This is a genomic window from Streptomyces changanensis, assembly GCF_024600715.1.
Taxonomy (GTDB): Bacteria; Actinomycetota; Actinomycetes; order Streptomycetales; family Streptomycetaceae; genus Streptomyces; species Streptomyces changanensis.
Genome location: NZ_CP102332.1, coordinates 6,684,911 through 6,705,078, shown reverse-complemented (window position 1 = coordinate 6,705,078; position 20,168 = coordinate 6,684,911). Strand labels below are relative to the sequence as shown.

The following is a 20,168-nucleotide window of genomic DNA, read 5'->3' as shown; positions in this document are numbered from 1 at the left end:
CTCATGCCGGACCTGACGCGCGTCAGCGGCTACACCCACCTCACCGACGCCGACCTCGTTCCACCCCCGTCAGACAGAATCTTCTTCGAACCCGCCGACACCGAGACCGGGGCCTGGGTCGGACACGACCTCGTCACGCCCGGCTGTGGAGTCCTCGACCTGGGGTCGGGCAGCGGCGCGGCGGCCGCGGCGATGTCCCGCTCCGGGGCCGGGCACGTCCACGGCATCGACGCGAGCGCCGACAGCGTCGCATGGGCGAACAAGCACCACGCGGTCGAGCGGCCCGGCGCCCGCGTCACCTTCGCCCGGGCCGACTTCTCGCTGCTGGACTCCCGGCGGCTACTGGCCACCGCGCCGCAGCCCCCGCCCCGGCCGCTGGTCGTGACCAGTAACCCTCCGTACGTGCCGATGGCCGAGGACGCGGAGGACAAGCGGTCCATCACCGCGGGCCCCGACGGCCTCAGGTGGGTACCCGAGATCATCGCGCACGCCCGCGCGCTCCGCTGCGACCTGGGACTCACCATCGGCAGCTACTCCAGTCCGGCCACAGCCGTGAGCATGCTGCGCGACGCGGGCTACCGCATCCGGACCGTCACCCTGTGCCCCCTCGAGCTCGGGGACTTCACCGTGCGGCACATGGAGCGCACGGCGACGCTCGAAGAGCGGGGAGAGGCCGTGCTGTGGCGCCGTGAGGAGGAGCGCCCCGCCTACTTCATCACCGGACTGGCCTGCCGCTGGACCGGGTCCGGCCGGGCCCGGACCACCGGGGCCCCGGACGAACTGACGGGCGCGGGGCTGATGGACCTCCTGCGTACCGCGGCACGCTCGGCCACGCCCCGGCTGGAGACCCTCGACGACGCGGGAGCGGACCTCTGGCCGGGGTCGGTGCGGGCGGTGGACCTGCCCGCAGCGGACCACCGCAACCACTGGTGAGAGCGCCCACCCGCGGTCCCAGCGGATCGGCCCCGCTCGACGCGGGTGCCGATCCGTCGCCTGGCGTGCCCCGGCGGTCGGAAGCGGGCACCGGCCGTCGGAAGCGGGCGGCCGTCAGAAGCGGGTACCGGCCGTGAGCAGGGAGCCCAGCGCCAGGGGACCGCCCCGTTCCCAGGCCGCCCGCTGCCTCGCGGCGCCCGTCCCCTCGGAGAGCAGCCGGGTGACCGCCCCGGCCACCCGGTCGAGGTCCCCGGCGTCCTTCAGCGCCGGAGCGACGTACTCCAGAAGTGTCGTGACGACGTCCGCGGCCGGTGCCGGCCGCAGGCGCACCGGATCGAACAGGGTCCCCGCCATGCCGTCGCGCGCGCCGTGCCACACGGCCGCCGACAGCAGCTCCTGGGGTACCGGCACGAGAGCCGAACCCTGTCGCACCTGGCCCACGAGGGTCGTCGTCAACGCCCTGACAAGGCCGGCGAACATCACCGCCTCCTCCGCGCCCACCTGTGTGTCCATGGCACGGATCTCGACCGTCGGGTAGCGGTCGGAGAGTCTCGCCTGCCAGTACAGCTGACCGCGGCCGCGGATCATCCCGGCCTCGATCAGTCCCGCCGTCCGCGCCCGGTAGTCCCGGGCGTCGGAGAACAACGGCGGCGGACCACTGACGGGCCACCGCCCGTACGCGATGGTGCGCCAGCTGGCGAACCCGGTGTCCCGTCCGTCCCACAGCGGCGAGTTGGCGGCCATGGCCGTCAGCGCCGGCAACCACGGGCGCAACCGGTTGAGCACCCCGACGCCCAGCTCCCGGTCCTCGACGCCCACGTGGACGTGCATGCCGTTGATCATGTGCTCATGGATCAGTGGCGGCGTGTCACCGGCCAGCTCCTCGTACGGCGGCCCCTCCGTCACCAGGACCGGGTCCGGCCCGCGGCACGGCCCCGCTCCGGTCGCCGCCACCCGGCATCCGGCCGCCGCCGCCGCTTCGCCGACCAGCCGGCGCATCCGTCCCAGGTGTTCGGCCACCTCGTCGAGTTCCCTGCACACCGGGGTGCCGATCTCGATCTGCGTCCGCAGCAGTTCGGGCGACAGGTCTCCCGGACCACTCCCCAGGAGCGTCCGGGCGCCCGACAGCACCCGGCTGTTCCGCGGCGCCGGGGAGAGGCTGTCCGCCTCGACCAGCAGGTACTCCTCCTCGACACCGAAGGTGGTCATCCGGCGCTCCGCCGAGGAGTCGGTCGCGGGCGAGCCGCCGGGCACCACTCGCCTCCACGATGCCGACCGTCCCGAACCGGAAGAGGTCTCCGCCTCACGTCTGGCCTCCCACGCCCGTTGTCATCGAGCCCATTCCTGCCCGCTGGGCACTGAGGCATTCCCGGCACGCCCACGATCCCCCGGACGACACCGCGACCGCGTGGCCGCCCGTCTTCCGGCACCCTGGCCGGCGGGCGTCCGGCCTCGGGCCGGCGGATGGGCGCCTGCCGGCCACGGCCGGCGGCACCGCCTCGCGTGAGGCCCGAGTGACGGCGCGCCCTGGCCGCGAGACGGCCTCGTCCGTCACCGCGCGGGGTCGTCCCTCTCAGCGGAAGTCCGCCGCGTGGTCCGCCGCCCACTCCCCGGAAGGACCGGGCCGGGGTGCCCGTGATGGCGCGCCGCCGACAGCGCCGTCGAGGCCGCAGGGCAGTCGCGGCGGGTTGCTGGGTGCGGTTGAAGGGGGCCCTCCGGTGAAGGGGGTCCATCCCATCCAGTCGGCGTGTCCGAAGCCCGGTGGCACGTCCGTGCCGGCCTCGGGAAGTGCTGCCGCTCCCGCGCACTACGCCAGGTCGGAGCTGCCTGAGCGGTACGGCAGGGCCCGGACGTGGTCGGGTGAGAGGTGCAGCTCGTAGGGCAGGCAGCAGTCGGAGCAGAGGGTCGCGACCAGTGTTCCGCAGGCGCAGACCTGGTTCAGTCCCCCATCGGGAGTAGCTCCGCAGCACGCCGCGGAGGCGTGCCGCGTCGTCAGCCCGCGGGAGTCATCCGGGTTGATGACGATATTGCCTCGCGGTCCCTGCGAGACCAGCGGCCGCCCGTCGATGTCGTGGAGAGTCCCCCGGCGTGGCATCACCGGGCCGGGTGCCTCGGCAACGGCGAGAGGCGGACCGTACGGTTCCGTCTCGATCGCGTAGCAGCCCGACGGCACGGTGGCCGGCGAGGGCCCCATCTCCTCCGTCTCCCACCATGGGTGGTACGGAGCCTCGGGTACCGCCAGCAGACGCTGCAGCGGCCCCGTCAGCGCAGCGCCGCAGGCGGCGCACGCGAACACGGTGGTCTCCGGTGCGGCCCGCTCGACCACGCCGGAGTCGGGTGCGGCGGCCTGCTCGCGGCCCAGCCGCAGACCGGCCTCATCCCACTGACGCTGATCCTCCATGGAGGGACCGTACTGACAGGCGCCGATCGTCCGGCAGCCGCCCCCGCCTCCCCCGAACCGGGACGGCGTGGAGCGGCCGGCCTCCGCATCCCTCACGCCCGGGCGGTCCGCCGGGTGGGCGGCGCGGAGGCCGGGTGACGGGCCCCGGTGGGGCGAGTCGGCCTACGGGCCGGGCGGCCGGAGACGGAGGTTCAGCGGGAGGTGTCGAGCACCAGCTTGCCGACCGTCCTGCGGGCGCGGAGGTCTTCGTGGGCACGCGCCGCCTCCGCGAGTGGGTAGACGCCACCGACCTGGGGCGTGAGGCGTCCGTCCGCGACCATCTCCAGCAGCTCGGACAACGGCTCGCGGAACATGCCGGGGCGGCCGATCGCGTGCATCAGCCAGAAGCCGACGACCGCACGGGAGCGGCCCATCAGCTGAGCGGCGTGGACCGGCTCCGGGGCCTGCCGGCCGGCCAGGCCGTAGGTGACGAGCCGGCCGAACGGCGCGAGGGCGGCGAGGGACTCCTCGAAGACCCGGCCGCCGGTCATCTCCAGGACCACGTCGACCTTCCTGCCTCCGTTGGCCTCCACCAGCCGGTCCTTCAGGCCGTCCCCGTCCGCGGCGACCGCGACGTCCGCGCCCAGGGCGAGGGCGAGGTCGCGCTTGTCCTGCGTGGAGGCGGTGGCGATGACACGTCCGGCGCCGAACGCCTTCGCGAGCTGGACGGCGAGGGAGCCGGTGCCCCCGGCGGCGGCGTGCACGACGACCGACTCGCCCGGGGCGACGCGTCCGCTCGTACGGAGCAGGTGCCAGGCGGTGAGGCCCTGCACGATCAGGGCCAGGGCCTGTGCGTCGCTCACCGACTCGGGAACGTCGATGGCCAGGTCCTCGCGGACCACCGCCTTCTCGGCGTAACCGCCGTTGCCGTCCGCGAGGGCGACGACCCTCCTGCCGTCCTCGGTACGGCCGACCACCTCTCCGCCCGGGATCATGGGGAGGGTGGAGCGGGACAGGTACGAGTCCTCGACCGCGTGCGTGTCCGCGTAGTTGACGCCGGCCGCCGAGACGTCGATCAGCAGGCGGCCGGGCTCCGGGCGGGGGTCGGGGACCTCCACCAGTCGCAGCACTTCCGGTCCGCCGAATTCGGTGACGTGTATCGCCCGCACAGTCGCTCCTCACTTCCCGGCATGCTCCGCGGTGCTCCGCGGAGCCCACGCCGCCACGCTCTCACCAGGCAAGAGACATTACCAACTGCTCAGTATGTGAACTGCGGCACACAGGTGGACCCATCGGGGTCCGGCACACCGGAGTGCAGCCGTCCGCTTACCGGTGTGCACACCACGAGCCGGGGTAGGCCGCCCTGCAGCGTTGCCCGATGGTCCTTTTCGGAAAGGGGAGACACACCATGACGAGGAAGAGCCCTGCCCGTCGGCTGCCGCCCGGCCCCGACCGTGACGAAGTCGCCGCCGACCTGAAGGAGAAGTACGACGCGGGTGCCTCCATCCGCGCGTTGGCCGAGGAGACCGGCCGCTCCTACGGAGCCGTGCACCGCCTCCTGGGAGAGGCCGGCGCCACCTTCCGCGCCCGCGGCGCCGCCACGCGCGAGAAGGCCGCGGCCTGAGCACCGCGCCGGACGTCCCGCCGGTACGCGGCGTGCCGCGTACCGGCGGGACGCCGCGGGCGCACCGGGAACCGGCGGGGCCCGTGCCGCCGGGCGCGGCACAGCGGGACACCGGGCGACCGGGGCGCACGGACCGGCGCGCCCGTCCCGCGCCACCTCCCGACGCAGACGGTCCCACGCGAATCGGCGGCGTGGGGTCGTCGGCCCGGGCGCGCGGGTCGGCGCGCCCCGGTCGCCCCTCGCCGTCGAGCCCGGTCAATAGGCGGTGGGCCAGCCGCCGCTCCAGCTCAGCAGGTTGAGGCCGAGCTTCGGCGCCCCGTTGTCCCTGCCGTCGTAGTAGTGGTAGACGAGCACGTCCCCGTCGGCGTCGGGCATGATGTCCTGGCCGCCGGGGCCGATCACGGATCCGTGTGACGCCATGACCACGGTGCCGCCGTCGTTGTTCATCGCGACGCCGTTGCGGTCGTAGTAGGGCCCGGTGGGCTTGGTGGCCCGGCCGACCTTGATCTTGTAGGTGGAGGCGGTACCGCTGCAACAGGTGTCATACGAGGCGAAGAGGTAGTAGTACCCGTTCCGCTTGACCACGGTCGGGCCCTCCACCGCCCTCGGCGCCGCGGAACGCGAGGCGAGCGAGTGGCGGGTGGTGTCCCCCGCGTACTGCTTGCCGGTCCCCGGGTCGAGTCGGATCATCTTGATCCCGCTCCAGTGGGAGCCGAACGCCAGCCACCACTTGCCGTCGTCATCGACGAACAGGTCCGGGTCGATCGCGTTGTAGTCGCTGGCGGCCGTGGAGGAGTAGACGATGCCCTGGTCCTTCCAACTGCCCGGCAGGCCGGTCGTGGAGGTGGCCAGGCCGATGGCGGAGACGTTGGAGCGGAAGCTGGAGACGGAGTAGTACATCAGGTACCGGCCGCCGTGATGGGACAGGTCGGGAGCCCACGGGTCGTTTTCGGCCGAGTAGCGCGACCACCAACCCGGCGGCGAGGCGAAGGCGTTGCCGTCGCGGCTGAAGGCGACACGGTCGGTGGAGGTGCGGACCTCCAGGTAACCGTGGGTGGAGTGGAGCAGATAACGCCCGTCGGGCGCACGGAACATGGTCGGATCGTGGACGACGACATCGCCCGTGACCCGCCCGGGACCGGGATAGGCGGACGCGCTCGACGGCACCAGGGCCAGCATGACGGCGGCGGGCAGGGCGAGGAACGAAGATCTGCGCAGAGTGCGGCTCACGCGCTTCTCCTTCTCGTGGGGATGAACATGCGACCTCCGTTCGGCATGGCGAATGGAGGTCGCGAGTTCGAACGGACGCTAGGAGGAAAGCGCTTGCGCGTCAACGCTTGGCGCAGACGCCCCCTGCGGGAAGTGGAGCCCCTGTCGCGTCACGCCCCACCTTTGGACTGCGCTCCCGTCCACGGCGCTGCCAGGCAGGGGTGGAGAGCGTCCGGACGCGTCACGGCCCGCACGAACACGGCGCACTCGCGACACCCTCGCCGCCGCCCCGAACCGGCGACCGGCGACCGGCGACCGGCGACCGGCGACCGGATGAGCCTGTTCGGGCGACCGGCCCCGCTGGGGTCATGAAGCCACCGCAACAGCCACACCCGAACCGGCAGTCGTGTCAAAGATGTTGACGCACCCGTGCCCTACCCCTACGGTCCGATCGACACGCCAGACGACGTTCGGTCTGCCGAACAGAAGGGGGAGTTCATGACTCCGCCCCTCGACAGACGCGGTTTCCTCCGGAGCGCCACGCTCGCCGCGGCCGCACCACTCGTGCCGTCCCTGCCCGCGAGTCCGGCGTCCGCCGCGTCCGGAACCGGCCTTCGCCCCGCTTTCGGCACCGGGGACAGTCGCGCCGGCGTCGCGTTGTCCGCTCCGTCCGCGTGGACGGTCAGACCCTTCCCCCTCACGAACGTGACCCTGAACGGCGGCGGTGTCTTCGCGGCCAAGCGCGATCTGATGCTCGACCACGGCCGCGGGTACGACGTCGACCGGCTGCTGCAGGTCTTCCGCGCCAACGCCGGGCTCTCCACCCGCGGTGCGGTCGCTCCCGGGGGGTGGGAAGGTCTCGACGGCGAGGCGAACGGAAACCTCCGCGGCCACTACACGGGCCACTTCCTCACCATGCTCTCCCAGGCGTACGCCGGCACCGGCGAGGCGGTCTACGCCGACCGGATCCGCACCATGGTCGGAGCCCTGGCCGAGGTCCGCGAGGCGCTGCGCCACGACCCGGTCGTGCTGAGCGTCCCGGGCAGGTTCGGTACGGCCGCCGAGAACGTCCGGGGCTCCCACCAGTATGTCGAGCTGCCCGGCGGTGTCCTCGGGTCCTCCCCGTCCCTGACCCTCTCCGCGTGGGTGAAGCCCACGCACGACGCCGACTGGGCCCGCGTCTTCGAGTTCGGCGACGACACCACCCGCTACCTCTACCTGGCCGTGCGCAACGCGAACGGCCACCCCCGCTTCGCCCTCACCACCAGCGGCCCCGCGGGCGAGCAGGGCGTCGACGGCACCGCCCCGCTGCCGCTGGACCGGTGGAGCCACCTCGCGGTCACGCTCACCGGCACCACCGCGACGCTCTATGTCGACGGCACCGCCGTCGGCCGGAACACCGCGACGACTCTCGATCCGGCGGCGCTCGGTACCCTCGCCCACCACTGGCTCGGCCGGTCGCACTACCCCGCCGACCCCGTGTTCGCCGGCGCGTTCGACCAGGTCGACATCTGGTCACGGGCCCTGTCAGCCGCCGAGGTCGCCGAACTGCGGGACGTACCGGCCGACCGGTCCTCCGCGGGCGCCGGCGACCTGGCCTCGTACCGCTTCGACGAGACGAGCGGATCCACCTTCGCGGACGCCTCGGGCCACGGCCGGGACGCCACCCTGCGCCGCACCTGGGGGGCGCCCAGCCACCCCGGTTTCCTCGCGGCGTACCCGGAGACGCAGTTCATCACCCTGGAGTCCATGACCACCGGTGACTACACCGTGGTGTGGGCGCCGTACTACACCGCCCACAAGATCCTTCGCGGGCTGCTCGACGCGCACCTCCACACGGGGGACGCCCGGGCGCTCGACCTCGCGGACGGCCTGTGCGACTGGATGTACTCACGGCTGTCCAGGCTGCCCGCCGCCACCCGGCAGCGCATGTGGAACATCTTCTCCAGCGGGGAGTTCGGCGGCATCGTCGAGGCGATCTGCGATCTGTACGCGGTCACCGGCAAGCCCCGGCACCTGGCGCTGGCCCGGCTGTTCGACCTCGACCGGCTCATCGACGCCTGCGCGGCGGGCGAGGACGTCCTGGACGGCCTGCACGCCAACCAGCACATCCCCGTTCTCACCGGGGCGGTCCGGCTGTACGACGAGACCGGCGAGGAACGGTACCTGGCCGCGGCGAAGAACTTCTGGCACATGATCGTCCCCACCCGGACGTACGGCATCGGCGGGACGAGTACCGCGGAGTTCTGGAAGGCCCGCGGGCTCATCGCCGCGACGCTCGGCGACACCAACGCCGAGACGTGCTGCGCGTACAACATGCTCAAGCTGAGCCGGTCGCTGTTCCTCCACGAGCAGGACCCGGCGTACATGGACTACTACGAGCGGGCCCTGCTCAACCAGGTCCTCGGCTCCAAGCAGGACCGGCCGGACGCGGAGAAGCCGCTCGTCACCTACTTCGTCGGACTGCGGCCCGGGCACGTGCGCGACTACACGCCCAAGGCGGGGACGACGTGCTGCGAGGGCACCGGAATGGAGAGCCACACCAAGTACCAGGACTCGGTGTACTTCGCGCGGCCCGACGGCGGCGCGCTCCACGTCAACCTCTACAGTGCGACGACCCTCACCTGGGCGGAGAACGGCGTCACCGTCACCCAGACGACGGACTACCCGAGGGAACAGGGTTCCACGATCACCGTACGCGGCCGCCGGCCCGCCACGTTCGACCTGCTGCTGCGGGTGCCCACCTGGGCCCGAAGCGGCTTCCGCGTGACCGTCAACGGCAGGGCGGCGCAGGGGACACCGGTTCCCGGCAGCTACTTCACGGTGTCCCGCACCTGGCGCGACGGTGACACCGTGCGGGTGTCCGTCCCCTTCTCGCTGCGCGTGGAGAAGGCACCGGACGACCCGACCGTCCAGACCCTGTTTCACGGCCCGGTCAACCTCGTGGCCCGCGACTCCCGGACGGACTTCCTCCGTCTCGCGCTCCACCGCAACACCGCGCTCTCCGGCAACCTGGCACCCGGCTTCACACCCGTGGACGGCAAGCCGCTCCACCACACCCTCGACGGCATCGAGTTCGCGCCCTTCTTCGAAGGGACGGAGCACCCGACCCACGCCTACTTCCGGCGCGTCGAGCCGCGGATCGTCTTCGGGGGCAGCGAGTCCGGCGTCGCCAATCCGGCCAGGGCCGACGGCACCACACTCCTCGACGAGATCTGGGCCGCCGCACCCTTCGCGACCAAGTCGGCCCTGGTGGGGCACGTGCGGATCACGGTGGGGGCCTGGGTGGCGGCGGGGCTGCTCGACCCGGCCGACGGCCGGAAGGTGGTGAGGACGGCCGAGAGGGCTTCCTACGTGGCCGGGTGACGAACGGCACGGGGCCGGGGCGGCTGTGCTGCGAAGGACGCGGATGTTAGCTTCCTTCCCGTGGGGGGACACCAGGACGACACCAAGGCTGCCTACGACGGGATCGTCGAGCTGTACGCGTCGATGTTCGCCGGCCGGCTGGAGACGCAGCCCTTCGCGCGGGCCATGATCACCACCTTCGCCGAGTTGGTGCGCGGGACGGGGAACCCGCGGGCGGCCGACGTCGGGTGCGGGCCCGGCCACCTGACGGCCATGCTGCGCGACCTGGGGCTGGACGCCTTCGGGCTCGACCTCTCCCCCGGCATGGTGGACCACGCCCGGCGGGCCCATCCGGCGCTGCGGTTCGACGAGGCGCGGATGGAGGCCCTGCCGGTCGAGGACGGCGCGCTCGGCGGCGTGCTGGCCCACTACTCGACGATCCACACCCCGCCCGGGGAACTGCCCGCGCTGCTCGCCGAGCAGGCGCGTGTCCTGGCACCGGGTGGCCTGCTCCTGGTCTCGTTCTTCGGGACCGAAGGACCGGATCCGGTCCGCTTCGACCACAAGGTGGCGCCCGCCTACAGCTGGCCGGCGGACCGGTTCGCCGAGCTGCTCGCCGGGGCCGGGCTCGTCACGTTCGCCCGGCTGCTCCACGACCCGGCCTCCGAGCGGGGCTTCCTCGACACCCACCTGCTGGCCCGCCGCCGCTGAAGGGTGCTCCCGCGGACGGTGGACGGCGGGCGCGGGAAGGCGCACCGTTGCACCGTACGGGAACGATTCAGTCCGAGCGGCCCCAGTGAAGTGCGGTGCCGATCCTTCCGTGCCGACGCCCGTCCGGGTCGGCGTGTCCTTCCTCGAAACCCCGGCCAGGAGGGCGGCCCGGCCGTCGCCGGCGTCCTCAGCGGCCGGGTCGAACCGTCCGGCCGCCTCCCCGTGAGCATGCCCCGGGAGCCGGGGGGCCAGCCATGGACGTACCTCGCTCCGCCGCTCGGCCACCGCGGGAATGCCGGGGCCTCGCTCATCGAGCGTCGGCGTTTCGGCCAGTCCCGCCCCGGCGCCGCCCTCTCGTGTCACAAGGGTCGGTGTATCGGGCACGAACGCGCATTCGCCTTGCATCGGGGTCTCCGCCACGTCCGAAAGACGTGTGTTCGACACGCGGAGCAGCGTCGTTGAGCTGGGCAACCGCTCACCGCGCCCTTTCGGAGGCCACCATGTACCCACCACCCCCTCTGCCGGCTCCTCTTCCTGCCGCTCCGCAGCCTGCGCCCGCCCGGCTCGCGGCGACCACGGCGGCGCCCCGGAGCGTCGTCGGCGCCCTCGCTCCGGTGCTTGCGGAGACGAGGTGGGCGGCATGACGAGCGGCGCGAACGATCCGCTGGCAGCCGCCGCGGAAGGTCCGTCGGCGTCCGAGCAGCTGCTGTTCGGGGGCGAGCTCACCTACGACTACGGGTGGGGCGCCCATGACGGTGCCTGGCTGAAGCTGGGATTGCTCTCGATGGCCGGTTCGCTCCCGAAGCAGGTGGCGGTGGCTGTCCGGCTGGCACGCGAGGCCGACCCGCGGGCGTTCACCACGGTCGCCGTGAGCGAGGTCGCCCGCGGCGTCACCCAGGCAGTGTCCCTGATCGCGGTCAACGCCCTCCTCGTCGAGCTGCTCGCCGCCGGGGACATCACGAGTCGGTTGCGCGCGGCGCTGCCGTCCCTCCTGCTGGTCGCGGTCCTCGCGGTCATCGGATCGGCGTGCGGGTCGGCCTCGGCCGCCGCCACGGGCATCCTGGAACCGAAGGCACAGCGGGTGGCGACCGAGCGGTACCTCGGCCTGGTGGCGCGGGTGGAGCTGGAGGCGATCGAGGACGACGCCTTCCACAAGCTGATGGACTCCGCCCAGTGGGGCGCGGACTCGGCCCGGCGGATGGTCGGTTACTGCATCGCCGTGGTCACCTCCGCCATCTCGCTGATCGCCGCGGCCGGCGTGCTCACCGTCCTGCACCCGGTCCTGCTGCCGCTGCTGGCGCTCATGGCCCTGCCGAGCGCGTGGGGTTCGCTGACCATGGCCCGGCACCGGTACATCAGCTGGCACCGCTTCGTCCAGCACGTACGGGCGGCCAAGCTGATCAGCCAGCTTCTGATCAACCAGCAGGCCGCGGCGGAGATCCGCGTCCATGACGCGGCCCCGTTCCTGCTGCGGCACTTCCGGCAGATGGCCGAGACCAGCGAGCGGGAGCAGACCAGGCTCGCGTGGACCGGCGCCCGCACCAACGTGATCGCGGACTCCGCACGCGGCGTCGCGACCGTCGCCACCTACGGCGCTCTCGGGCTGCTGTTGTGGCACGGACAGATGGGCCTCGCCGTCGCCGGCACGGCGGTACTCGCGATCCGTACCGGGGCGGCGAGCATCACCGACCTCGTCCTGCGCGTCACCGACGTCCAGGAGGAAGCCCTGTTCGTCGCAGACCTGGAGAAACTGTGCGAGGAAGCCACCCGGCGCGCCATCCCCACCGGCGGACTGGACGTCCCCGTGGACGCGGAGGAGATCAGGTTCGAGAAGGTGACCTTCACCTACCCGGGTGCCGACAAGCCGTCCCTGCTGGAGGTCGACCTGGCCATCCCCCGGGGCAGGACCGTGGCCCTGGTCGGGAGGAACGGCTCGGGCAAGTCGACCGTGGTCCGGCTGCTGAGCGGGGCCCGGCTCCCGGACTCCGGCCGGGTGCTGTGGGGCAGGGTGAGCACCGCGGAGGCCGACCGCGCGCAGGTCTTCGAGCGCGTCGCGATGGTCGCGCAGGACTTCTTCCGCTGGCCCTTCACCGCCCGGGTGAACATCGGCATCGGCCGCAGCAGCGCCGCGATGGACGACCGGAGCATCGAGGCGGCGGCGGCCTACGCGGGCGCCGACGAGGTCGTCAAGGGCCTCCCCCGGGGCCTGGACAGCCTGCTCACCCGCGGGTACAAGGGCGGCCAGGAGATCTCCGGCGGCCAGTGGCAGAAGCTCGGTCTTGCTCGCGCCCGGCGCCGCGACGGTGCCGTTCTGATCGTGGACGAGCCCACCAGCGCGCTCGATCCCGCCGCCGAGCAGCGGGTCTTCGACCAGATCCACCAGCTGGCCGGTTCCGGTCAGACCACGATCCTGATCACCCACCGCCTCCACAGCGTCCGGACCGCGGACCTCATCTACGTCCTGGACGAGGGCCGGGTCGTCGAGCACGGCACCTTCACCGAGCTCATGGACCCGACCACCGGCGTCGGCGTGTTCCGAGAGATGTACGAACTGCAGGCCCGTCAGTTCCTCACTCCTTCGCTGCCCACGCAGCCCACCCCGGCGGGAGCGACGCCGAGCAAGCCGACCGACGCCGTAGGTGAGGGGCGGACGCTGTCGTGACACCGTCCGTCCTGGAGACACGGACGTCCCTGGTGCGCTCCTGCTCGCGGGGGACCTCGGCACCTCACCCGCGTCGGTCGAGCCGGGCCCGGCAGGGGCCGCGACGCACAACGACCTCGCCACCGAGCCCGACGGGTCCCAGGGGTCCGTCGGGACCCACCCGGCCGGCACGGCACTGGGACCGGGACCGGGTCGACGCCGCGGCCCGGACCGGCGAGCACGCAGCCCTGTGCCGGATCCCGGTGGCCGCGGCCCGCCGCACCACGACCCAGGGCCGGCCCGTCGCCGCGCACGAGGGCCTGGCCACGACGGTGCCCCGGTACGTCCCGGACGCGGTGACGGCGGAGGGGCGGGCCGACCGGGCGCCGTCGGCAGGCCGTCGGGCGACTGCACCGGGGCTCCACGCGGTACGAGTTCGGGCCGCCTCGTCTCGGCCGGAGGGTGCGTACCACCAGCTTGGCCCGCCCCGTCCGCTTCGCCGACAGCCACCAGGCATGCGAGGCTGAGGCGGTCCGACTGCTTCCGGCGTATGCCCGCGGCGGAGTCCTGACAGGGGAGGCGGCCGTCACCCTGCCGCTCGGGCGCCGCCCCGATGGTGACGCGTGACCGGCGGGCCGGCGGCACACCGAGCCGCTCGACGTGCACCTGATCGCACGGCGCGAGGGCACGGCGGGGCCCGAGGTACTGCTCTCCCGGCGGGCCGGTGACGTCTACGCGGCAGGCTGCTGGCACCTTCCGTCCGGGCACCCCCTGGGCCGGGCGGGGCAAGGTCAACCCCTGCTGGGCGAGATCCCGGGCAACCCCTTGGAGGAAATCGGCTGGCCGGTGCGTGCGTCGAGCAGGACGCGGTCACCCACAGGGCGTTCCAATACCGCCGCCACCTGCTGCATCTTCGCCTGCTTGGTGCAGTCGCCGCGGCCTCCGCGCTCTTTGACGGAGGCCGACAGCACGACGCTGCCGCGTGTTTCCGGAACACCTACTGCGGGAGCGTCGTCGCACACGCCATGGAGCACGACGACGGTCACCGAGCGGCCGTCCGGGGAGATCCGGACGAGCTGGTCGAGTGCATGGCCGGGGATGTCACGGGCCGGCCCGATGGGTGGCCGCGGAGCTTCCGACGGGATGGCAGCGGCCAGCTTGAGGGGGGCGGCATAGCCCTCCAAAGTGAACAGCCAAGCCGGGACCATCGCCGGCCCGCGGGTGGTGGCCACACGCATCGCGCCCGGCTTCGCTCCGGTGACCGTCAGGTGCGGCTCTCCCCCCACACGGGTGGCAGCCAGGGACCAGTACGACTCCTCCACTCCCCTCAGCGGTCGGGTGAGCGACCCACCTGCGGCCCACGTCACCTGGCCATGCCTCGGCCAGGTGACGGGCAGCCTGCCGCCCAGGACGAAGCTCCGCTCCTCGAACGCCCGCCTATCCGCCGGGCTGCGCAGGCCGCCCAGCGGCAGCTGGGCTGTCTCACCCGTGGGGTGGTACCCGGCACGCCAGGCGGCGGCTGCGGTCGGCCCGTCCCAGGCTTCGGCAACCTGCCTGGCACGGTCCGCGAGCGCATCCGTGCCACCGGCAGCCGTCTTTTGGCCGTCACAACCGGAGACAGCTCCCAGGGCTACAGTCAAGACAACCCCGAGAAGCAGACCGACCAAGCACGACGCCCTGATGCGCATGTGACCTCCCGGTTGAGCGGAACGGCCGGCCGCCGGCCGCCGGCCGCCAAACGAGACTCGCTCACAGTCTCCGTGCGCGCAGTACGGCGGTCAGCATCGGGAGGGTGAACTCGCCGTCGGCGGTCTCCGGTCTGCTCGCGAGGAACGCGCGGCCCCGGCCGATCGTGGCCTCGCGTTCCCGTTCCGGCACGACCGGCATCCCAGTGCGCGTCGCGATGGTCGCGACGCGGGAGTCGGCGGTGGTCGAGCACCCGCGGGCCCCGCGCCGGCTCGAGCGCCCAGCGCGCCGCGGTCTGCGGCGCGTAGTCCGCGCGATGTTCGGCGTACGGCGGCCGCCGCTGTGCCGAACGACGAGCGGTAAAGCAGCCGTTCGTCCTCTTCCACGCGGTCACCCCAAGGGCGACCGCGCCGCGCTGCCACCCGCCCGCGCTGTCCGCTACGAGGACGAACGCCTCCACCGCCCCGCCGGACATCCGGCCCCGTCTTCCCCGCGCCGGCACGGAACACCTCGCAGCGCACCCGTTTCCGTTCACCGTGCGGCGGCGTTCACAGGGGGCGTTCCGGTGGTGGATGGCGGGGAGGACGGCATGCTGCAGGTCTCGGTCGAGGACACGGAGATCCGGCCCGGGAGGGCGCACCGGTGGCATCTCGTGCCGGTGTCCGGTGAGGGGTCGTCGGCCGTGCGGCGGCTGGCGGGCTACAACCAGGCGAAACACTTCACCGTCGCCCAGCACGCGCGCAGCGTGAACGAGCCGATCCGTTCCTATGTCGCCGCGACGTTCGAGGTCACCGAGCCGGTGGACCTGGACGCCCTCGGAGACGCCCTGCTGCATCTGGTCCGCCGCCACGAGGTGCTCCGCGCGTTCTACGAGCCGCTTGACGGGGACCTGTCCTGCGAGGTCCTCTCCCCCGGCGAGGTCGCCCTCAAGCACGTCGAGACGGACCAGCTGGAGACGTCGGCGCAGGTCGGCGCCCATCTGCACCAGGCGTTCCAGGAGGTCGAGACCCTCTCCTGGCCGCTGATCGCCATGGGCGCGGTGGTCCGGGACGACTCGGCCACGGTGTGGTTCTCGTGTGACCACCTGGTCACCGACGGGTTGTCCACGGCCATCGCGCTCGACGACATCGCCGGTGCCTACCGGGCTCTCACGGCCGGCGAGGCCCTCGCCCCGGTGGAGGCGGGCAGCTACCTGGAGTTCAGCCGGAACCAGCGCCGCGGGAACCAGGGCCTGCGCGCCGACGACCCGCGACTGGAGTACTGGCGGGACTTCACCGAGCGCGACGGCGGCCTGTTCCCCCGCTTCCCCCTCGATCTCGGCACCGTGCCCGGCCGCCTGTACGCGCCGGTCACCACCACCGAGCGGCTCCTGGACGCGCAGGGCGTCGAGGTGTTCGAGGCGGCGTGCGGGGCCCGCGGCGGGCGGCTGTCGACGGGGCTGCTCGCCGCGCTGGCCACCGCGGTGCGGGAGGAGGGCGGACCTGCGGTGTACCGGGGTCTCGTGCCGGTCAACGAACGCGGCAGGGGTGTCTACGAGCAGTCCGTGGGGTGGTTCGTCAATACCCTCCCCATCGAGTTCGCCGTGGGGAGGGTCGAGGGGTTCGCCGACACCCTGACCGCCGCCCAGACCGCCTTCGCGCGTATGCGGGCCCATGCGGGGGTGCACTTCGTACAGGCCTGGCGGCTGCTGGCCCCGGCCGAGTACGCCAGGCTGCACTACTGGCCACACGCGGTGAACTTCTACTCCTACATCGACTTCCGGCGCATGCCCGGCGCCGCGTACCACGGCGGGCAGCGGGCTCGCATGCACGTGTGGGTGTCCGGGTGCAACGGCATCCTCCACTGGTTCCACCGGGCCGAGGACGGTCTCCACGTCAACAGCATCCACGTCGACACCCCGCAGGCCCGCGTCACCCACGAGGCGCTGCTCCACACCCTCACCCGCACCGTCACCACGGTCTCTCAGTGACCTGTGGCTCTCGACGGCCGCTGCCCCGCCGGGCAGGCCGTGGGCGCCACGGTCTCCTCCCCCTCCGCTGCGACCGCCCGGGGTGACCGGCGGGAGTCGGGACGCGGCTACCGGGGTCCCGGCGCGAGGGAGCGGGCGGCAGGCCCTGCCCTGAGGGGCGGGCCTGCCGCAGGGCGCGGGGACTATCGGATGTGCGCCTTGACCTGGTCGTAGACCGTGCGGTCGGTGCGCAGCCCGCTGTGGTCGAGGCAGGCGGTGGTGGTGTTGACGGCTCCGTTGAGGGCGACGCTGCCCGCGGGGTTGATGACGCTGTCGCAGGGGGAGCCCCAGGTGGCGTAGCGGGGGGAGCCGGGGGTCTCGTCACCGGAGTTGAGGCTGTCGAGGAAGGCGGATCCCGGTCGCATTTCAACGCAGGGGGCGCCGCCGCACCAGCGCGCGGTCTCCGTGCCGTGGTTGGGTCCGGCCAGGGAGACCCACGCGTCGACCTCTGAAGCGCCGCCGAGGTTCTTCAGGTAGTAGCGGGAGGACAGGGCGCCCATGGAGTGGGTGACCACGTCCACCTTGGTGGCGCCCGTGGTGCGCAGGACGCGCGCGATCTCGTAGGCCAGTTGTTCGGCGGTGGTGGCGTTGGACTGTGTGGCGTCGTAGGTCCACGGATGGAGGTGGCCGGCCGGCCAGCCGTCCGCCCGGAAGCGGTCGGCCATGGTCCGCCAGGTGGAGCCGTCGGAGTTCCACCCGTGGACGAAGACGATCGGGTGGGGGCGGGCGGCCTGCTGTCGGCCGCCGACCGCCGACGCGGACGCGGGGGTCGGAAGGAGGGGCATGAGCGCGAGGAGGAGCGTGAACACGCTCCGCGACAGATTCCTGGTCACGCGCGGTTCATACCGCGCCGACGGCCGGAGCGACGGAGCCACACCCGTACGCTCACCCGTCCGGTAGCGAAGTGTCACCGCAGAAACGTGTCAGCTCGTCGAACGGAGGGCCTGCGGGCCTCGCGCGGTACGTCATCCGGGAGGGTCACCGTCGCGCCCCTGGACCGGGCAGGTCCCGTCGCGGGCGGGACTCCCCGGGGCCCGACCAGCCCGCCGCGCGGCTCGCGGTGCGGCGGTTCGACTCCGGCCGGCGGGGCGTGGAAGGCCGGGCGTACCCATGGGGCGCGTCATGGAGAAGCTGAGTACGCGCACTCATGTCCGACGCGGGTGACGGGGAGACACTCCGAGGCATGACGACGCTTCCACCCCCGGCCGAGGAGCTGCGGCTCCTCGACGCCGAGCTGTGGCACCTCGACGCCCGCCGTGCCGTCCTGCTCCGGCGCCGCGAGTGGCTGGTCCACACACTGCGCGCGGCTTCCGCCCAGCAGCAGGCCCAGGACCCCGGGGCCACGCCGTCGGCGTGGCCCGCCGGTGCCGGTACCGCCGCCCGCCGGCCGGAGACCGCGGCACCGAAGGTGCAGAACGTGCTGCTGCTCCTCGGCGGCACCCTGCTGACGATCGCCGCGATCGCCTTCACCCTGGTCAGCTGGGGGCAGATGGGGATCGCCGGGCGGGCGCTGGTGCTCGGCGCGGTGACGGTGGCGGCGCTGGGCGCGCCCGTGGCACTGCTGCGGCGCGGACTCGGCTCGACCGCCGAGGCGGTGGCGGGCCTCGGGATGGCGCTGACCGTTCTCGACGCGTACGCGCTGCACGAGGTCCTGCTCACCGGCACGGACGCTCTGCGGTTCGCGGCCGCCGCGGCGGCGGTCCTGGCCGGGACGTGGGTCGCGTACGGCGTGGGGGTGAGCGCGCTGGTGCCGCCCGCGCGGGAGGACGCGGCGCAGAAGGGCGCGGCGGGAGGAGGGGCGCGCCTCGTGCTCCGGCTCCCCCTTCCTCTCGCCGCGGCGACCGCGCAACTCCCCCCGCTTCTCTGGGCGCTCGCCATCGGCGCGGGGCCGCACACGCTGACGGCCGTGCTTCTGGTGGCCGCCGCCGCCGACACCGCTGTCGCACTGCGGGCGACACGACTGTCGGTACGGATCGTCGCCGTCGTCGGCGCGTGCGGCATGGGCGCCTCGGGTGTTCTCTCGGCCGGGTGGCTCTGCTGGCACGCCGCGGACCCGGGCTCCGCCGCACGGGCGGCGGCTCTGCTGGCCCTCGCCGCGACGATCGCCCTGGCCGCGGCCCGGTTCGTCCAGGAGCGGGACATCGCCGTCAACTCGGCCCTGGCCGGCGGTCTGTGCCTGGTCGCAGGGGTGGGCGGGGTGCTACGGGCCTCGGTACCCGGCCAGTGGACGGTGCCGGGATGCCTGGCCTGCGCGCTCGCCTTGGCGACGGTCGTACCGACGCGCCTGCCCGAGCCCGTGCGCCAAGGACTGGCGCGGGCTTCGCTGACCGTCCAGGGTCTCGCGGTGCTGTGGGCGGTGCCCCTGGTGGCCGGCACCCTCATCGGTCCGGCGGCCTGGGTGGGGCGGGTCTGGTCCGACGCGCCCCGGGGCACGCGGGCCACCGTGTTCGCCGAGGTGCCCTGGCCTCCGTACGCAGCCACCGTGCCGCTCGTTCTCGTCGTCGTGGCCGGTGTGCTGGCCCTGACCGGGCGCACAGCGGCCTGGCGCGCGGCGGCCACGACGGGCGCCCTCGTGCTGGGGTGGGCGACGGCGTTCGTGCTCCCCGCGGTGCTCGATTTCCCCTACCCTCACGGTCCTGTTCGGCGCGGCGGGTCTTGGCCGGGGACTCGGCCCGTTCGCGGCGCCCGCCTCGCTCGGGTACGCCACGGCCCTGGCGTGCGCGATCGGCACGTCCGCCGGCTGGCAGCCGCAGCACACCGCCCTGCTGGTCCTCGTCGTGCCCGGCGCCGCGGCAGTGGTCGCGGCACGTCTCGGCGGCTCGTCCGCTGTCGTTCCCGTCGAGGTCACCGGGGCTGTCGCGATGGTGCTCGCTGTCGTTCTCGCCGTGACCGATCCGCCGATGCTGGCCCTGGTGCTCTCGCTCGGTGCGGTCATCGCGGCGGGGACCGCGCTGCGGACGGAACGGCGAGCGGGCGGTCACGTGGCCGCCGTCCTGTTCGTGCCGGCCGCCTGGGTACGCCTGGCGGCCTGGGACGTCACCGCACCGGAGGCGTACACCCTGCCGGTGACCGGGGCCGCGCTGGTCGTCGGGTTCCTGCGCCGGCGCCGTGACCCGGCGCTGTCGTCCTGGGCGGCGTACGGTGCCGGACTGACCGTCACCCTGCTGCCGAGCCTGTTCGCCGCGTGGGAGGACCGGCACTGGCTGCGCCCCCTGGTGCTCGGCACGGCGGCGCTGGCCGTGACCCTGGTGGGCGCCCGGCACCGGCTCCAGGCACCGCTGGTCCTCGGCGGGAGCGTGCTCGCTCTGGTGGCGCTCCACGAACTCGCCCCGTACGTCGGCCAGGTCGTCGGTGCCCTCCCCCGGTGGGTGGCTCCCGCGCTCGCCGGTCTGCTGCTGCTCGCCCTGGGCGCCACCTACGAGCAGCGACTGCGCGACGCACGGCGAGTGCGTGAGGTGTTCGGGCGGTTCCACTAGGCGGAGCGTCCGCGCGGCCGGCTCATGGTCTCCCGACCATGCCCGACCACGCCCGGCCGCGCCCGGCCCCGCCGGCGAGGACCAGGCCGTGCGGCGACTGCCGCGCCGCGGTGACGGGTCGGGGACGCGGCGCCGCCCCCGGCGGACGGGCCGAG

Annotated in this window: 13 protein-coding genes and 2 pseudogenes; 8 read left to right on the top strand and 7 right to left on the bottom strand. The window is 73.4% G+C overall.

Annotation, left to right across the window (positions count from 1 at the left end; all coding sequences use genetic code 11):
* Positions 1-3: 3 nt before the first annotated feature.
* The gene (locus tag NRO40_RS29470; RefSeq protein WP_058940944.1) at positions 4-933 is read left to right on the top strand and encodes a methyltransferase domain-containing protein; all 930 of its coding nucleotides are present in this window, start codon (positions 4-6) and stop codon (positions 931-933) included.
* Positions 934-1,047: 114 nt separating this feature from the next.
* Here the strand turns inward: NRO40_RS29470 and NRO40_RS29465 are convergent, their stop codons facing one another.
* From NRO40_RS29465 to NRO40_RS29455, 3 genes are all read right to left on the bottom strand, one after another.
* Entirely contained in the window at positions 1,048-2,142 is a 1,095-nt protein-coding gene (locus tag NRO40_RS29465; RefSeq protein ID WP_058941014.1) for a carboxylate-amine ligase, read from the bottom strand.
* A gap of 598 nt (positions 2,143-2,740) precedes the next feature.
* The gene (locus tag NRO40_RS29460) at positions 2,741-3,334 is read right to left on the bottom strand and encodes a hypothetical protein (protein WP_157901796.1); all 594 of its coding nucleotides are present in this window, start codon (positions 3,332-3,334) and stop codon (positions 2,741-2,743) included.
* A 191-nt stretch (positions 3,335-3,525) separates the two neighbouring features.
* Complete coding sequence (locus tag NRO40_RS29455) at positions 3,526-4,482, bottom strand: quinone oxidoreductase family protein (RefSeq protein ID WP_058940946.1); 957 nt, start codon at positions 4,480-4,482, stop codon at positions 3,526-3,528.
* Positions 4,483-4,721: 239 nt separating this feature from the next.
* Between NRO40_RS29455 and NRO40_RS29450 the strand changes: the two genes are divergently transcribed.
* Positions 4,722-4,937: a helix-turn-helix domain-containing protein gene (locus NRO40_RS29450; protein WP_058940947.1), complete on the top strand. Its 216-nt coding sequence runs from the start codon at positions 4,722-4,724 to the stop codon at positions 4,935-4,937.
* Positions 4,938-5,192: 255 nt separating this feature from the next.
* Here NRO40_RS29450 and NRO40_RS29445 read toward each other — a convergent pair whose 3' ends face one another.
* A complete protein-coding gene (locus NRO40_RS29445; RefSeq protein WP_079046868.1) occupies positions 5,193-6,116 on the bottom strand; it encodes an arabinan endo-1,5-alpha-L-arabinosidase in 924 nt (307 codons plus the stop codon).
* Positions 6,117-6,644: 528 nt separating this feature from the next.
* On the opposite strand from NRO40_RS29445, the gene NRO40_RS29440 reads away from it, so the two are divergent.
* The 4 genes and pseudogenes from NRO40_RS29440 to NRO40_RS29425 all read left to right on the top strand — a co-directional run bounded on the left by NRO40_RS29440 (position 6,645) and on the right by NRO40_RS29425 (position 12,864).
* Positions 6,645-9,512, top strand: a complete 2,868-nt coding sequence (locus NRO40_RS29440; RefSeq protein ID WP_058940949.1) for a beta-L-arabinofuranosidase domain-containing protein — start codon at positions 6,645-6,647, stop codon at positions 9,510-9,512.
* Positions 9,513-9,572: 60 nt separating this feature from the next.
* Positions 9,573-10,202, top strand: a complete 630-nt coding sequence (locus tag NRO40_RS29435; protein WP_058940950.1) for a class I SAM-dependent methyltransferase — start codon at positions 9,573-9,575, stop codon at positions 10,200-10,202.
* A 150-nt stretch (positions 10,203-10,352) separates the two neighbouring features.
* Positions 10,353-10,493: pseudogene (locus NRO40_RS29430) on the top strand (glycoside hydrolase family 3 C-terminal domain-containing protein); the annotation flags it as partial.
* A 349-nt stretch (positions 10,494-10,842) separates the two neighbouring features.
* Positions 10,843-12,864 (top strand): ATP-binding cassette domain-containing protein, encoded by a 2,022-nt coding sequence (locus NRO40_RS29425; protein ID WP_058941015.1) that lies wholly within the window; start codon positions 10,843-10,845, stop codon positions 12,862-12,864.
* A 770-nt stretch (positions 12,865-13,634) separates the two neighbouring features.
* Here NRO40_RS29425 and NRO40_RS30670 read toward each other — a convergent pair.
* On the bottom strand, positions 13,635-14,165 hold the full coding sequence (locus NRO40_RS30670) for a hypothetical protein (RefSeq protein WP_306674902.1): 531 nt from the start codon (positions 14,163-14,165) through the stop codon (positions 13,635-13,637).
* 427 nt (positions 14,166-14,592) lie between these two features.
* Entirely contained in the window at positions 14,593-14,721 is a 129-nt protein-coding gene (locus tag NRO40_RS29410) for a hypothetical protein (RefSeq protein ID WP_257375553.1), read from the bottom strand.
* A 397-nt stretch (positions 14,722-15,118) separates the two neighbouring features.
* Between NRO40_RS29410 and NRO40_RS29405 the strand changes: the two genes are divergently transcribed.
* Complete coding sequence (locus NRO40_RS29405; protein ID WP_058940951.1) at positions 15,119-16,498, top strand: condensation domain-containing protein; 1,380 nt, start codon at positions 15,119-15,121, stop codon at positions 16,496-16,498.
* Positions 16,499-16,680: 182 nt separating this feature from the next.
* Here the strand turns inward: NRO40_RS29405 and NRO40_RS29400 are convergent, their stop codons facing one another.
* Positions 16,681-17,322, bottom strand: coding sequence for an esterase/lipase family protein (locus NRO40_RS29400; protein ID WP_058941017.1), 642 nt, complete (start codon positions 17,320-17,322; stop codon positions 16,681-16,683).
* Positions 17,323-17,720: 398 nt separating this feature from the next.
* Here NRO40_RS29400 and NRO40_RS29395 point away from each other — a divergent pair.
* A pseudogene (locus tag NRO40_RS29395) lies at positions 17,721-20,013 on the top strand (SCO7613 C-terminal domain-containing membrane protein).
* Positions 20,014-20,168: the final 155 nt, after the last annotated feature.

Excerpts from the sequence above, each read along its gene's own strand:
- NRO40_RS29470 (WP_058940944.1), top strand. The coding sequence starts at position 4 with ATGCCGGACCTGACGCGCGTCAGCGGCTACACCCACCTCACCGACGCC.
- NRO40_RS29465 (WP_058941014.1), bottom strand. The coding sequence starts at position 2,142 with ATGACCACCTTCGGTGTCGAGGAGGAGTACCTGCTGGTCGAGGCGGAC.
- NRO40_RS29460 (WP_157901796.1), bottom strand. The coding sequence starts at position 3,334 with ATGGAGGATCAGCGTCAGTGGGATGAGGCCGGTCTGCGGCTGGGCCGC.
- NRO40_RS29450 (WP_058940947.1), top strand. The coding sequence starts at position 4,722 with ATGACGAGGAAGAGCCCTGCCCGTCGGCTGCCGCCCGGCCCCGACCGT.
- NRO40_RS29445 (WP_079046868.1), bottom strand. The coding sequence starts at position 6,116 with ATGCTGGCCCTGGTGCCGTCGAGCGCGTCCGCCTATCCCGGTCCCGGG.
- NRO40_RS29440 (WP_058940949.1), top strand. The coding sequence starts at position 6,645 with ATGACTCCGCCCCTCGACAGACGCGGTTTCCTCCGGAGCGCCACGCTC.
- NRO40_RS29425 (WP_058941015.1), top strand. The coding sequence starts at position 10,843 with ATGACGAGCGGCGCGAACGATCCGCTGGCAGCCGCCGCGGAAGGTCCG.
- NRO40_RS29405 (WP_058940951.1), top strand. The coding sequence starts at position 15,119 with ATGCTGCAGGTCTCGGTCGAGGACACGGAGATCCGGCCCGGGAGGGCG.
- NRO40_RS29400 (WP_058941017.1), bottom strand. The coding sequence starts at position 17,322 with ATGCCCCTCCTTCCGACCCCCGCGTCCGCGTCGGCGGTCGGCGGCCGA.